This is a genomic window from Candidatus Scalindua japonica (assembly GCF_002443295.1).
Classification (GTDB): domain Bacteria; phylum Planctomycetota; class Brocadiia; order Brocadiales; family Scalinduaceae; genus Scalindua; species Scalindua japonica.
Genome location: NZ_BAOS01000004.1, coordinates 86,918 through 101,546 on the forward strand (window position 1 = coordinate 86,918; position 14,629 = coordinate 101,546).

Here is a 14,629-nt window from a genome sequence, read left to right on the forward strand (position 1 = left end):
GCGTGTGTATTGCCTATGTTCTATCCGGTAACAAACTCCGGGGCAGAATCCTTTCGGTTATTTTCTTTAGTAGCCGTATCGCCTATTATTAATTCCAGCGCACTCAGCAGTTTCATGTTCTGTTCCCTGGTTTTGACAGCAACACGAAAAAACCGTTCATCAAGACCCACAAAATTCGAACAATTTCTTATAAGAATATTGTTTTTCATTAAGCAGTTTTGGATTTCCGATGATGTTGTTCTGCAATCTTCGATCCTCACCAGTATAAAATTAACCGTTGGTTGAAATGGCTGTATACTATTTAATCCTTTTAATCCGTTATATAGAAAGGTTTTTTCAGAAGATATATACTTTCGTGTATTAGCAGCGAACTCTTCATCATTAATTGCCGCTATTCCTGCTACCTGAGCCATTGTATTAACTGTCCATGGCTCTTTGTATTGCAATAATTTATTAACTATAGATTCATTTGCGACAAGATATCCAAGTCTCAGGCCCGGGAATCCGTAAAATTTAGTTAACGATCTGACAACTATCAGGTTATCCATTAAGGGAGCATTTTTAATAACACTATACTTTCCATCATCCTCAACAAAGTCCATAAATGCTTCATCAATAACAATCAGACGGTTTGGATTATCATTCACAAGTTCAATTATATCTTCCTTACGGGTAAGTTGCCCTGTAGGATTGTTCGGGTTGCACAAAAAAACCATGCAGTCATCAACACTTTTCAGTCTTGAGATATTATTGTTAATTAATGGAAAGTCCTTATCATCATTTATAATCTCAACAACATTTATGTTTGAGTTAGAAAACGAGTCTTTAAATTCACCAAATGTGGGATGTAAAAGTACACCCCTCTCAGGTTTCAAAGCACGGGGAATCAGATAAAACAGTTCATTTGATCCATTACCAATAATTACGTTTGACTTATTACAAGAAATTTTCCTGGCAATAGATTCTCTCAGGTCTGTACACCGACTTTCTGGATAGTTCAGAATATCGTTGAATTGCTCAAATACCTCCTTTCGAACAACTTCAGGGTATCCAAGCGGGTTTATACTTGCACTGAAATCAATGATCTCGTCCGGATTCAATCCATACGTATTACATATCTGTTTTATGTTACCACCGTGTCCGTTAAGCATTCTCTCTGCCTCAAAATATTAATTACTACAGTCTATGAAGTTAAATCTGTTTCATTTATTTTAGAAATATTTTATAGTAGTTGTCAGGGTAATTTTCCCTTAACCTCAAGATCAGAAAAGCACGACTTCAAAAACCCTCGGTCTCTGGAAAGAAGGAGTGTCGCTTGATTAAGAGCATGAGCAGCAATAATGAAATCACTAATAATATGTTGTCTCACTCTAACATTATGCTTACAATGCGGACAATGAATGGAAAATTTTTTCCCACAAGAATGACATTGGTGAGTGTTCTTTCTGCTTCTCGAATATTTTTTCCATCTTTCACCTGATAGAGCAAGACTCTTTTCATTTGAATAGACCAGTTTTATAGATGTATCATTCAGGAATTTACTTAATTCCTTATCTGAAGGAAATTGAGATGAAAGCTCAGCATAGACTAATTCGCAAATTATTAATTGACCTTTTTGATTATAGAAATCAATCAGATTTTTTGAATCTAAAGCAAATTTATTATCTACCAGTAAAATATCAAGAAGAATATTCGTGTCTATAGAGGTGATCATCTTCCCCTGATTTCCTCAATAATAGTGTCTGTGTTCTTATTCTTATCCTTCAGATACCCAATCCATTTGTCAAAAGGTGACTCTTTAACACTTTTTTTAATAATAAAGATACCGTTCTTTTCCTTAAATTGAATTTTATCTCCTGTGCTGATACCAAGCCGCTCTCTTACTTTTCTTGGTATCGTAATTTGTCCTTTTGATGTTAGTTTAGAGACAAGCATAACCCTTTATCCTGCAAATAATCAGTAAGTCAATATAATTCCTTACAACTAATGTAAGGAATTATATCATTTATTCAAAATTTTTCAAGATCTCTCTTTATTTATTAGAACAACAAACTGCTATCTGGCTGCAGCCTTGATCAGTATTATCAACATCTAAAGGGATTAACTACATATTCATTTCAGGAAGGACTGTATCGTCCATTTTACAGCAAAGATGTTCTGCTTATTATACAATAGGTGAATATTATATTTATTCAGAAGCATCCGGTTAGGTTTTTACATATTACAAACTAATGCTCCAAAACTGTCATTCCCGCATGCTTTAAGCGGGAATCCAGATTGAACGAGTTACCTGGATACCCGCTAAAGGAATTCCTGCCCGAATAGGTACCCGTCCCCGCCAGAACAGCCTTGTCGGGCTGGCGAACGGTTGAGCTGGGCGGGCAGGCGGGTATGACAGTAGTGGTATCTGCAAAAACCTAACCGGATGCTTCTGAGATTTATTGAAAATTTTAGCGTTGAATATATGCAGGATTCTACTGAAGTTCTGGATTGGAAAAAGGCAAGAAAAGTCGTATTGCCTAATTTAAAGCCATCAGTTAAGACAATTTCTTTACGGCTCCCGGAGTCAATGCTGGAAGAGCTTAAACTATTGACAAATAAACGGGATGTACCATAGCAATCATTATTGGAATTTTTTTTGTCAGAGAAAATCGAAGAAGAATTGCATATGACGAAAGCCTGACATCCATTCTTAAGTAAAGTATGGTGGTAATGTTGACCCCACATCTATTGCTGGTTAATAACCACTAACCAAGATGTGACTCTCTTTTTCAACCTGTTTTATGCTGCTACCGTGTCCGTTGAGCATTTCCCTAACCATAAAATGAATTTATTTAAAATAAAGAAGCATTTTAAATGCTAGACGATATAAAAACAATCTAATTTTCATTCATTCCATAATTCAGCCAGTGGCAGAATGAATCCATGAGACTTGTTACCATCTACCACATTTTTTGCTCATTTATTATCCATATCTCAGGAGTAAAATAAAACTAAATTGACAAAAAAAGAAACAAAGATAAAATCCAAATACATTTACTAATATGTTTATTAAGCGTTCGAAACCAAACTACAAGCAATGCCTATTCTAAGCAGATTTTTTGGAATTGTGATTGCCATGTACTGGCGTGATCATGCACCACCGCATTTTCATGCTAAATATGGAGAGTAAGAGGTTATTGTTGAGATTGAGACAGGAAAGGTTACCGGTAACAATCTAAACGTGCTCTGTCTATGGTCAAAGAATGGCTGAGACTCCATAAAGAAGAGTTGATGAATGATTGGCAACTGGCAGAGCAAAATAAACCATTAAAAAAAATTGATCCTTTGGAGTAACGAATGATCCTTCACGTTAAAGAGGCAAAATATATACATGGCTATGTTATTTGGTTAAAGTTCAATGATGGTACAAAAGGAGAAGTCGATTTAAAAGATGAACTTTATGGTGAAGTATTTGAACCATTGAAGGAAATAGATAAGTTTAAGAAATTCAAGGGTGATTCTGAACTGGAAACAGTTGTCTGGGATAATGGAGCTGATATGGCACCTGAATTCTTATATAACAAAATGTCAATCCTGACATAATCTTTTCTCTACCGCTGTAACAATTAAGCTGTGTATATTGCGAATCAAGGAAGGTATATATATCACATGAAAAAGAAACTACCCAGGTTTACAAGTGAAGACAGAGAAAGTGTTGGGCAGAGCAGGATTCTCAAAGGCCTTTCGACCCACCACCCGATCATCATCATGTATGACAAATACATGTGCTGCATCTATGACCGTCACCCCTTCCGCTTTATGAGCAAACGTAAGTGGGATTACGTGATGTTATATTTATCTTTAAGTTGTACTGTTAACTGATGAGTTAGTGTCATTGCCTTCTCCGCTTCTTCTAATGGCATAGTGCCTGTACCGCAGCTTGGAGTGATCAGTGAATTCTCGATAATCAGTTTCCTGTCAATTCCAAAGCCTGTTAAAGTGTCAACGGCAGATACCATCTTTCCCATCAAGTCATCTATAGTTGCTTCTTTAATACTATCTGTAGTTGGAACAATCCCCCACGCCAGAATTCCTCCTCGTTCAAGAAACGCCCGGACTTCGTTTTTGTAAATGAGCATAGTGTCCATGTAACCGAACGCGTCAAAATTTATAATGTCTACCTGTGTCTCCATTAACATTGTCCAGTCAGTATTGCCGCAACAGTGGATGCCTGAAAGCGAGTCTCGATTATGAATTGCCAGAAATATCTCATTTAAAGATTCAACAATCTGCTCTTTTTTTAAACTGGCAAACGCGGAACCGTAGCTCGAAAGATATGGTTCATCCAGAAAAATAATCCTTGGTAATCCAAATTCTGAATATTGATCAAGCTGCCAACACGCCTTCATAGTAAGCAGCTTGACTATTACATCGAAAAGTACAGGGTTGTGGAGTACGGCTATCTGTTCCGGACTCTTTAATGAACCCGCCAGTGTTATTGGCCCAACTATCTGCCCTTTGATAGCCCGGAGACTTTCAGGCCTCTTCTCCTTAAGGAGGTTGACCATATTTGAAAAACCGAGAGCATGGTTATCACTTATTGGAAACAGCCCGGGATCTTCTGATAGAAATTTATAATAAAATTTTTCCAGCTCATCAGTACTGTCTTCAGGCATATCGATATATACACTCTTCTTCTTCTGATCAATCTTCAGAAATGGAAGCCCTTCAGTGTACTGTACCAGCATCTCTTCCCTCATATCTCTCTCCGGTAGTTGAGGCCAGCACGGTACCTCCGGAAGAGTCCTCAGAATAAGATTACACGCATCTTCAACGTTGTTATGAGGATAGCTACCTATTGCTGTAGCTGAAAAATTTCCATTAAACAATTTTTTACTCCATGAAAAAGTATAAATACTCAATAAGCTGGAGAAAACAATAAATTTATAACCTCCCCCTTTCCCCTCCTTCTTAAGGGGCATTAAAGAGGAAGATATCCTCGCTTTCGTGAGGGTACCAGATAATTATAAATCCTTAAACTTCTCTCTTACTTCATCGATCTTCCCGCAAGTCATTTTGCCCTCTGTACATGGGCCTGAGATGCAATTTGGGCCTGATTTGGAGAAAATACCGGATACTATATTTCTTACTAGTTTTAGCATTTCAGTAGCAAGCTCCCTTATTTCCCATTGAGCACGATTACAGCATCTGACACTGAAGAAATGGAGCAGTTCTCTGGCATTCATTGTGACTATGATTTTGGTTTCTGCAGCATTCGGAAGAAGAAAGCGGGCGTCTTCATTCGATTTTTCTCCGGAATCCCCTAATGCTTCTACCAGTTCATCATACCATTTCTGTATGTCCCTCATTTTATCTTGAAACCACTCTTTTTTCCCGGCATTTATAATAGCCGGTGGTATAATGAAATCAAATGTATCTTCTCCACGCAGGTCTTTACTGTGTTCGCCCACATATCTCTGGCTTTGTTGAGAATACGATGCTATTCTGTGTCTGACAAGCTGGTGGGAGCAGCCTCTGGATATTCCTTCGATACCAAAATTGAACGACACATGCTCAAGAGGAGACATATGTCCCATTTGAAGAAGCTTTTCAATAAACTTTTTATTGTCTGACCTCTCAATTTTTTCTTTTAGTTCCTCTAAGGAACTTGGGCTATAGCACAGTTTGGCTGCATGGGCGATTAAATCTTCAGGATCTTTTGTATGATTCAATAAAATAACTTTTAGATTGGATTGTCCCATATTTGAACTGTTTAAACCGCTTTAGCCGTTTAAACTGTTGTTATTATTTAAAATTCAATGCCCTTTTGAGCTTTTATGCCTCTGGAATATTGGTGCTTGATTTCTAGCATTTCAGTAACTAAATCAGCTTTATCAACCACCTCTTTGTGAGCATTCCTTCCAGTTAAGATTATATGGAGTCGCTTTGGTTTTTTTTCGAGTAATGATAACACATTATCAACTGATAACAGGCCATAGTCTATGACATAGTTGATCTCATCCAGTATTACCATATCATATTTATCTGAATAGACCTCAATCTCTGCTTCTTCCCATGATTTGTTAATATTTTCTAACGCTTCATTGTCACTTAATTTTGAATTTGAACAAACAAACCCTTTTCCCAGAGGTTTAATCTGGAAATCGGGACCGAGCCTTTTTATTGATTCCAGTTCGCCATAGTCCCAGGTTCCCTTAATAAACTGGATCATCAATACTTTCAGCCCCTGTCCAACAGCCCTTAATGCTTGACCCATTGAAGCCGTTGTTTTCCCTTTTCCGTTACCAGTGTATACCATTATCAGTCCATTCTTCATTACATCCACAATAAATCACATGATTAATGATATTGCAAGTTCTTTTTGTTTTTTGCCCGCATTTTAGAATGGATTTAGAAATTCCTTTTATGTATAATTACAAATCTAATTAATAAGTTTATGTGTCATACAAAAACTTATCTATTTGTCTTAATAAAAGTTCTGCAATCAAAAACGTTTAATAGTTAATACAGCAGAAAGGTGTAAATTTTTTTATGGATCAGAATAACTATACGATTACAAAGGATATGATCGTCAATGACGTTGTATTGATATATCCTCAAACTAATGAAATATTCACCAAATATGGTGTAGACACATGTTGTGGTGGTATACAAAGCATAGAAAAAACTGCTGCCGCCTGTAACGTCAAACTGGATGAGGTCTTAAAGACTTTGAATGAGGTAATACCTAAACCTGAACCGGAAGAAGTCAAGGCAGTTGAAGAGGTTAAAACTGAAGCTACTGCCGCTCCATCTGTTTCGGACACTCCAGAGTCAACGTCTGGCAGTGAAATAACAGGAAATACAACGGTAAAAGACATTATTAAGCACAACCCTGAAACTAAAGGTGTCTTTACAAAATACGGATTACTTGAGTGTGGTGGCGAGTACGGCCCTGAAGAGGCGATTTATTTTTTTGCCAGAGTGCATAACGTTGATCCTGACAACTTGATTAAAGAGCTCAATGATGTTATCCATGGAAAGGTTGCTGCGCCTGATGTTGATGCAGATGAAGCGGATTACGCATATGAAAATATTTATGAGAAGTTTATAAAGACTGCAATTATTATTGCTTTATCTACCGGGTGCGTTTATGGAGCATTTATTTTGTTCTATATGGGCATCCAGCGCTCGCTTTATTCGGTTCCAAAGGTTTTAATTGAAACACATGGCCACACGCAGATCTTTGGCTGGTGCGGGTTATTTATTATGGGTGTATCGTATTTTGTTCTTCCGAGATTCTATGCAGTCCGTATTTATAGTGGGAAACTCGCCAATTTGTCTTTCTATCTAATGGTTACGGGTATTTTCCTGGTATTTACTTACAGATCTCTCTTGCCGATAAATAACCATTATTTCATTAAGTCGTTAATCCTGACAGGATGTATCTTTGAAGTTTTAGCTGTTATCATATTCCTGATCGTAGCGGTTAAAACAGTACTCTCCGCTGAAAAGCAGGAGTTGGAAACATACGAAACTTTTCTGATTTCCGGGTATCTATGGTTTCTTATCGTAACGATGGCACACGCCTTTATAGTATTTTACATGCTGTCTGTTGATGAAACAGTTTTGCCTCACTCCGTGATTTATCCACTTCGTCATATACAAGTTGTAGGGTTCATAACACTGGTAATCTTTGGTGTAATCAGTAGAACATTACCTGCTTTTTTAGGTTTGAAAACACCAAATGCGAAGATGAACCTGATTATTATGTTTATGTTAAATGCTGCCGTCCTCGTCAGGGCAGTATCCCAGCCTCTGATGGTTTACTATGCTGATGTCAGTAATATGCCATTTTATTACGTATTTAATACACTGTACTTCACTTCAGGTTGTGTTGAACTGATTTCAGTCTTTTTGTTCCTGTATAACTTGAATATTCTTTCAAAACCGGAAGTTGATTTTTCAGGTATGGAGATTGAAAAGAGTTATGAAAAGTTTATATGGGCAGGGCTTTTCTGGTTGATTTTTGCTGAGATTGCAATGATAGTTTTTACCTTCCAGGAGTCATTTACCGATGTACCTGTTTCACACGCCTTTATGGGGTCTTATAGACACGCGATTACTGTAGGATTTGTCACAATGATGATCTTTGGTTTTGCATCGAGAATAATACCTATAAGTCAGGGTATTAAGCTCCATAGTTACTCATTGTTAACAGTCACTTTCATACTGATTAATATCGGCAGTGTTGTAAGAGTTGTTTTTCAACCGCTTGCTGTGCATACTGGATCGGTTCCTGCTTACATGGTAATGGGAATAAGCGGCTTTATAGAAAGTGTGGCTATTCTATTATTTGGAATTAATATCTGGAAAACTATGAGTGCTGGAAAGCGGCAAGGTTCTGAAGAAGAAGGCCATGACAAGATAACCACAGTTACTGCAAAAACCAACGTATATCATCTTATAAAGCAACATCCTAAAACAATAGACATTCTGGTAAACAAGGGTTTTACACAGCTTAAGAACCCGATTTTAAGAAACACAATGACCAGGGCTGTTAATCTGGCCCAGGCGACAAAAATGCATCATACCAACTTGGACCAATTATTGAAAGAGTTGAACGATTATCTCAAGTCCTGAGTACATTGTAATTCACTGAAGGCGTGTGGGAAAGTAACGCTGCTGTAACGTCATTAGTTGTGATTGTGCCAGAATGTTGCCTTTGATTGTGTTGATAACTTCATCATTACTAAAAATTGACCTGGCAGAATTCTTCGTAATCTATTAACTCTTTTATTGTCGGGCTATCTCCACACATCGGGCATGCGGGGTTACGCTGTATTTTTAGTTTTTTAAAGTCCATGCTTAGTGAATCATATAGAAGAAGTTTTCCATTTAGAAGTTCTCCCTTTCCGAGCTGAAGCTTAATAACCTCTGTTGCCTGTACGACTCCTATGATTCCGGCAATTATACCCAGCACTCCAGCCTCTTGACAGGACGGGACTAAATCAGGTGGAGGTGGTGTTTCATAAAGGCAACGATAGCACGGGCCCTTGCCGGGGAGAATTGTAGTTGCCTGGCCATCGAATCTGAAGATAGAACCATGTGACAACGGTTTGCCCAGCATAACACAGGCATCGTTTACAAGATATCTGGTTGGGAAATTATCCGATCCGTCCAGGATTACATCATAATCCTTGATAATATCAATTATATTTTCTGAATTAAGACGAACTTTATAAGGAACCACCTCAACATCAGGATTTAAAGCTTCAAGAGTCTCTTTTGCGGACTGGGCCTTAGAATGATCAACATCTTTTGTTGAATGCAGTATCTGCCTCTGCAAATTTGAAAAATCTACAACGTCATCATCAGAAATGCCAATTTTACCAATACCTGCCGCAGCAAGATAAAATGCGGCAGGTGAACCCAGCCCACCTGCCCCAACGAGAAACACCTTTGAATCTAATAATTTCTTTTGTCCCTTCCCCCCTACCTCAGGCAAAATTATGTGCCTTGAATACCTCTTTATCTGCTCTTCAGTAAATTCTGACATTTTCTATCCTTCTCTCTCAATAGTCTATCCGGTAATAAATCCTGAACATCCGATTTTCAATATGCGAATCAGGTAAAATCTCACTTGATAGTCAGTTTAACCATATGCCCTGGTGTATAAATAAAATACCTAAAAAATATCTTTGTCTATTTTGATACTGTGTTTTTCAAGAATAGTGCCAAGAGTTGCATCCAAATTACCTAAAGATATTTGATAATCTACTAACGCGTTTGTGGATTTACCTTCCGCGATAGCAAGGTTCTCTTGGGCACGTATCACTTCCAGTACAGTAGATCTTCCAACCTTGAATTTCTTTTCTTCCGCTTGAAGCCTTTCCTGTGATAACTCCTTTGCTTTCCTTGATGCCTTAATTCTTTCCTCATTCGTTTTGATCTGACGAACAGCTTTTCTTACTTCCACCACTATTTCCTGCTCTATTTTCCTGGTACTGTAAACTGATTGCTTCTGTTCTAATACGGCATTTGTATATTTGCTTCTCGCCTCACGGTTTCCTAAAGGAACTTCTACTGTAAGCCCGAAGAACTCATCCTGGAATTTCTCTGAAAAAGCAGAGTCAATAGCATTTCCAAAATCCCCGGCCATTCCACGATAGCGAATCCCAGCCTCAATATCCAGCCTGGGTAGTAACTGGTTTTTCTGTTGTCTTACTTTAATTGTAGCATTTTTAATATCTAATCCTCGTGCGGAATATTCCGGTCTGTTTGCAAGTGCAATATTAATAGAGTCGTCCAGTGATACTTTCTTAATCCCATCTGAAGCCATATCCAAAGGTATAATTGAAATATCTGAAAAGAGATCATCATGTTGTAAATTCATAATCAGCTTCAAGTCATCTTCTTTATCCTTAATATCGTTTTCGGCAACTACAACACCCTCTATCTGGCTTGCAACACCTTCCTCTGCCACCAATAGTTCAATGGGAGCTAAAGTACCAACTTCAACCTGTATCTTATTCTTTTTCAACAGGTCCTCAGCTCTTTCCAGAGACTTTCGCCTTACCCTCAGTGCTTCAACAGCCTTTACAAGCTCCCAATAAGCTTTTTGTGCAGTATTGATAACGTCGATAGCGGTCTCTTTAAGTTCTAAGATAGATTTTTTTTTATCATTTCTGGCGATATATATATTGCTTCTATTGTAGAAAATACCGGCATCCTTTAAAAGAGGTTGGCTGACTTTCGCCTCCAGTGTCGCAGTTGACATTGGGTTCAATGTCTGAAATGTAGCAGGATCAATAAAATTGCGCAATAAAAGATTGAAGTCTAAAGTGATCTTTGCACCGGTTTCAATTGATTTTTCAATTGTGGCATTTAAATCATTATTATCATTTAATCTCTGTATTACACCGGAAGTACCGGTTATCAATGTATTGGACCTTGGCTCTTCTCTGACATCTCTATTCCCTGTAATTGTTAATATTGGATCAAACACCGATTTTGCGACAGCAATGTCATTATCTTTGATTTTTGGATCTGTTTTAGCAATTCTGATATCATAGTTGTTGTTCAAAGCAAGGATCATTGAGTCCTTTAATGTCAGTTTAAGAAATTTTAAATCTTGCATGTTAATCTCTACATCAGATCCCATCTCTTCATCATAGTTATCTATTGCTTCTATTTTATCTGAAGGAGATACTTTCAGTATATCACTGAGCGCTTCAACATAGGTATTCTTTGCTTCCACGCTAAGCACCGGATATATAAGTATAGTGAGAAGAAAAAGAATCGTCAGTATTTTTTTTATTTTAATATACATTGTATATTTATCTGCCCGTAATGAGGGCCATTGCCTCTGCTCTAGTAGCCGGGTTTTTTCTGAAAATACCTCTTACTACAGACGTCTGGGCCTTACTACCGGCTTTTTTAACCCCTCTCATTGCCATGCATAGATGTTCTGCTTCAATGACAACCATTGCACCTTTTGGTCTGAGCGCTTTCATGATTGATTCCGCTATTGCCGTGGTAAGCCTCTCCTGTACCTGTAATTGTTTTGACTCTATTTCCACTACTCTAGCAAGTTTGCTTAAGCCGGTTACCCTTGGTCCATTCGGTATGTATGCGACATGAGCTTTTCCAATAAATGGCAACAAATGATGTTCACATACTGAAAAAAAGGAAATATCTTTCATTAAAACAATCTCATCATGATCTTCTGACTTTAAAACTTTTATCACTTTAGATGAGTCTGCACCGATCCCCGCGAAGATTTCTTCGCACATCTCAGCAACACGTTTTGGGGTGTCTTTCAAGCCTCCTCGTTCAGGATCTTCTCCAATCCCTTCAAGGAACAATTTGGTCGCCTTAATTATCTTTTTTTTGTCCATTTCAATTACTATTCAATAAAATTATTAAAATTTCACTATAATAACACTGTTTTTTCTTGTCAAGAATCAAATTAAACCATACTCTTTCAGTGCATTGTTTAGTTGTTTCTCATGTTCGTTGCTTATATTACAAAGGGGCAATCTCATTTCGCCATTAAGTCTACCCAGTAATTTCATTGCTGTTTTAACAGGAATCGGGTTTGTCTCTATAAACATCGCTTTGCATAAAGGAAAAAGGTTCTTATGCAATCTTTGAGAAACTTCTAACTCTCCATTGAGAAAGCTAGAGACCAATTCCGATACCTGTCGAGGAAGAATATTCGCTATAACAGACACAACACCTTTTCCCCCTATGGACATCAGAGGCAGGGTCAATGAATCATCTCCTGATAAAACCGTTATATCGCATAGATTTAAAATCTGACTTGCCTGATCAATGTCACCTGTCGCCTCCTTAATGGCAACAATATTTTTTTTGAACTCAAATAGTCTGGCCACTGTTTCCGGAGAGATTGAGACACCAGTCCTTGACGGTACGTTATAAATAATAATCGGTATATCCACCTCTTCCAGAATAGCCTTATAATGATCATAAAGTCCCTGTTGTGTTGGTTTATTATAATATGGGGTTATTAATAATGATCCATCAGCGCCTTTCTCTTTTGCGTGTCTGGTCAAGTTAATAGCTTCTCTGGTGTTATTAGAACCTGTGCCTGCTATAATGGGTATACGTCCATTTGCCACCTCTATCACCTTGCCTATAACTTCTCCATGCTCTTCGTGTGTCAGTGTTGGAGATTCTCCTGTAGTTCCACAGGGTATTATGGCATTTGTACCATTTTCGATATGGTAGTCCACCAGTTCTCCAAGCTTATTATAATCCACTACTCCACCTGCAAAAGGTGTAACCATGGCAACTATCGATCCGGTAAACATAAATTTAAGTCCCTCCTTTTCTACTTAACTATTTTTTTTTAAAATATTTCATATACTGGATGTTACTCAGAGGTTTTGCTTTATCATAAAATGTTTGTATATAAGCTCTTTCATTTCTCGAACAGCAGTTTCAATTCCAACAAAAATTGCCCTTGAAACTATACTATGACCAATATGCAGCTCTTCTATATCCAGATGTTCAACAATTGGACCAGTGTTTTTGTATGTCAATCCATGTCCTGCATTTACCCTCAACCCCTCTCCCTTTGCGATCTTTACCGATTTGCTTAATGTTTGCAGCAATTCAGTACGCTCTTCTTCTCTCTGTGCATTGGCATATCTTCCTGTATGAAGTTCGATTGATTGTGCACCAACTTCTCTTGATGCAGTAATTTGTTCTTTATCTGGATCTATAAAAAGACTGACATATATATCATTGTCTTTAAATTTCTTCACTATATCAGTAAGCATTTGTTTCTGTGACGCAACAGACAAACCTCCTTCTGTGGTGATCTCTTGTCTCTTTTCTGGCACCAGGGTAATTTGCCCTGGTTTTATTTTAAGCGCAATATCAACAATTTCCCGGGAGGTTGCCATCTCCAGGTTTAGTTTGGTAAATACTGTATCATGCATTAACTCAAGATCTCTTTCCTGTATATGCCTTCTATCCTCTCTGAGATGTATTGTTATAACATCAGCACCACCAAGATCCGCAAGCCCGGCTGCAGTTACCGGATCAGGTTCAAAGGTCATCCTCGCCTGTCGTATTGTAGCAACATGGTCAACATTAACGCCTAATTTAATCATAATTTCATTCCTTTTCATTTACCGCCTCAAAAATATCTACATGAGACTCGGGTTCATGTCCTTCTATTTTTAGTCCTTCAGGTATCTTGCAAATAACAGGTTGGTTGTAAGGCCCCGGAGGACTTAATGAACTGACATCAATATATGCCATAATATCTTCCGGGTTCAGCATGTCCAGTATTAATTTTGAACCCTTCAGGGACAGGCTAATATATTCCTCTTTTAGTTTAACTTTATATTTGTAGTCTATCGGGTGAAAAACGTTTACTTTGACATTATCAAATACTTTAACACCCATTTGTTCCGTTATATGAAACCATACATTAATTTTCTCATCACATACAACAGGTATAGAAACAAATTTTTCATTTTTTACTATCGAGATATTATTTTCTATATCGACTACCCAGGGAAATGTTCTGTTCTGTTCGCTTGTTATTCCGCGCACATTTATCACTCTTGTATTAATAGAATCAGCTTCTTTGAGAATATTGACAGGTCCCGTTACAAGAACTTCTCTAGGGTAGAAAAACTCACTGTTTATTTCGTAACCGAGCGCAGGTGTTCCATTTTTCTGTATGTGTACCTTTATGTACTTACTTTCCAGTCTACCTAAAGTTATTTCGATTTCATTGGGTACCAGCGAGTTTATTCTAATCTCTTTTGGGAAATTAAAGTTTCTTCTTGTTAAGTGAATAGTTCTTTTAAAATTATCCTCTTCTACATTATTTATGTCTGGTATGTCATATCTGGCTTTAATTTTATTGTCTTTTATCATATCAGATACTCTATCAATTACATTTTGTGGACCACTCAACCCAACAGTTACCATTTCGCTACTGGTATCCATTATTGTCAGGCCTGAAGGTGCGTTGATTGTTAACAGAAGATCTTCTTTGATGTCGCCGGTATGTTTACTTATAGCATAAAACCAGAGAGCTACAGCCATTATCAACGCCATTCCCTTTGCTCTCAAATTTCGAAAAAAAAGGTTTTTTATCAAG

17 protein-coding genes are annotated in these 14,629 nt (G+C 37.6%); 5 read left to right on the forward strand and 12 right to left on the reverse strand.

All coding sequences use genetic code 11. The annotated features are described in order from the left end of the window. Nucleotides 1–20 precede the first annotated feature (20 nt). The 3 genes from cobD to SCALIN_RS02625 all read right to left on the reverse strand — a co-directional run bounded on the left by cobD (nt 21) and on the right by SCALIN_RS02625 (nt 1,935). Entirely contained in the window at nt 21–1,151 is a 1,131-nt protein-coding gene (cobD, locus tag SCALIN_RS02615) for a threonine-phosphate decarboxylase CobD (RefSeq protein ID WP_096892706.1), read from the reverse strand. Between the two features lie 83 nt (nt 1,152–1,234). Then, nucleotides 1,235–1,714, reverse strand: coding sequence for a type II toxin-antitoxin system VapC family toxin (locus SCALIN_RS02620; protein ID WP_096892707.1), 480 nt, complete (start codon nt 1,712–1,714; stop codon nt 1,235–1,237). After that, nucleotides 1,711–1,935 carry an AbrB/MazE/SpoVT family DNA-binding domain-containing protein gene (locus tag SCALIN_RS02625; RefSeq protein ID WP_096892708.1) on the reverse strand — a complete coding sequence of 75 codons (225 nt, stop codon included), beginning with the start codon at nt 1,933–1,935 and terminating at the stop codon, nt 1,711–1,713. The genes SCALIN_RS02620 and SCALIN_RS02625 overlap by 4 nt, the downstream gene beginning before the upstream one ends. A 490-nt stretch (nt 1,936–2,425) precedes the next feature. Here SCALIN_RS02625 and SCALIN_RS02630 point away from each other — a divergent pair, with 490 nt between their 5' ends. From SCALIN_RS02630 to SCALIN_RS02640, 4 genes are all read left to right on the forward strand, one after another. Beyond that, nucleotides 2,426–2,617, forward strand: a complete 192-nt coding sequence (locus SCALIN_RS02630; RefSeq protein WP_096892709.1) for a CopG family antitoxin — start codon at nt 2,426–2,428, stop codon at nt 2,615–2,617. 501 nt (nt 2,618–3,118) lie between these two features. Then, nucleotides 3,119–3,172: a DUF4160 domain-containing protein gene (locus tag SCALIN_RS23730; protein ID WP_420885413.1), complete on the forward strand. Its 54-nt coding sequence runs from the start codon at nt 3,119–3,121 to the stop codon at nt 3,170–3,172. A gap of 62 nt (nt 3,173–3,234) precedes the next feature. Beyond that, nucleotides 3,235–3,336 carry a hypothetical protein gene (locus tag SCALIN_RS24245; protein ID WP_478210002.1) on the forward strand — a complete coding sequence of 34 codons (102 nt, stop codon included), beginning with the start codon at nt 3,235–3,237 and terminating at the stop codon, nt 3,334–3,336. Nucleotides 3,337–3,339: 3 nt separating this feature from the next. Continuing rightward, complete coding sequence (locus SCALIN_RS02640) at nt 3,340–3,585, forward strand: DUF2442 domain-containing protein (RefSeq protein WP_096892710.1); 246 nt, start codon at nt 3,340–3,342, stop codon at nt 3,583–3,585. A gap of 236 nt (nt 3,586–3,821) precedes the next feature. Here the strand turns inward: SCALIN_RS02640 and SCALIN_RS02645 are convergent, their stop codons facing one another. Genes SCALIN_RS02645 through cobO form a run of 3 tightly spaced genes read right to left on the reverse strand, consistent with a single transcriptional unit; the run spans nt 3,822 to nt 6,319 of the window. Continuing rightward, complete coding sequence (locus tag SCALIN_RS02645; protein WP_096892711.1) at nt 3,822–4,964, reverse strand: uroporphyrinogen decarboxylase/cobalamine-independent methonine synthase family protein; 1,143 nt, start codon at nt 4,962–4,964, stop codon at nt 3,822–3,824. Between the two features lie 42 nt (nt 4,965–5,006). Then, complete coding sequence (gene thyX / locus SCALIN_RS02650) at nt 5,007–5,744, reverse strand: FAD-dependent thymidylate synthase (protein ID WP_096892712.1); 738 nt, start codon at nt 5,742–5,744, stop codon at nt 5,007–5,009. Nucleotides 5,745–5,791: 47 nt separating this feature from the next. Beyond that, nucleotides 5,792–6,319 (reverse strand): cob(I)yrinic acid a,c-diamide adenosyltransferase, encoded by a 528-nt coding sequence (gene cobO, locus SCALIN_RS02655; protein ID WP_096892713.1) that lies wholly within the window; start codon nt 6,317–6,319, stop codon nt 5,792–5,794. 215 nt (nt 6,320–6,534) lie between these two features. Here cobO and SCALIN_RS02660 point away from each other — a divergent pair, with 215 nt between their 5' ends. Continuing rightward, a complete protein-coding gene (locus tag SCALIN_RS02660) occupies nt 6,535–8,625 on the forward strand; it encodes a DUF542 domain-containing protein (RefSeq protein ID WP_096892714.1) in 2,091 nt (696 codons plus the stop codon). A gap of 109 nt (nt 8,626–8,734) precedes the next feature. On the opposite strand, the gene moeB is transcribed toward SCALIN_RS02660, so the two are convergent. The 6 genes from moeB to SCALIN_RS02690 all read right to left on the reverse strand — a co-directional run bounded on the left by moeB (nt 8,735) and on the right by SCALIN_RS02690 (nt 14,628). Next, a complete protein-coding gene (moeB, locus tag SCALIN_RS02665) occupies nt 8,735–9,541 on the reverse strand; it encodes a molybdopterin-synthase adenylyltransferase MoeB (protein WP_096892715.1) in 807 nt (268 codons plus the stop codon). A gap of 129 nt (nt 9,542–9,670) precedes the next feature. Continuing rightward, nucleotides 9,671–11,314, reverse strand: coding sequence for a TolC family protein (locus SCALIN_RS02670; protein WP_096892716.1), 1,644 nt, complete (start codon nt 11,312–11,314; stop codon nt 9,671–9,673). Nucleotides 11,315–11,321: 7 nt separating this feature from the next. Beyond that, a complete protein-coding gene (gene folE, locus SCALIN_RS02675; protein ID WP_203415317.1) occupies nt 11,322–11,882 on the reverse strand; it encodes a GTP cyclohydrolase I FolE in 561 nt (186 codons plus the stop codon). A 66-nt stretch (nt 11,883–11,948) separates the two neighbouring features. Then, a complete protein-coding gene (gene dapA, locus SCALIN_RS02680) occupies nt 11,949–12,818 on the reverse strand; it encodes a 4-hydroxy-tetrahydrodipicolinate synthase (RefSeq protein ID WP_096892718.1) in 870 nt (289 codons plus the stop codon). 66 nt (nt 12,819–12,884) lie between these two features. Further along, nucleotides 12,885–13,625 (reverse strand): pyridoxine 5'-phosphate synthase, encoded by a 741-nt coding sequence (locus SCALIN_RS02685; RefSeq protein ID WP_096893040.1) that lies wholly within the window; start codon nt 13,623–13,625, stop codon nt 12,885–12,887. Between the two features lie 4 nt (nt 13,626–13,629). After that, a complete protein-coding gene (locus SCALIN_RS02690; RefSeq protein ID WP_133111624.1) occupies nt 13,630–14,628 on the reverse strand; it encodes a CdaR family protein in 999 nt (332 codons plus the stop codon). Between the last annotated feature and the right edge of the window lies 1 nt (nt 14,629).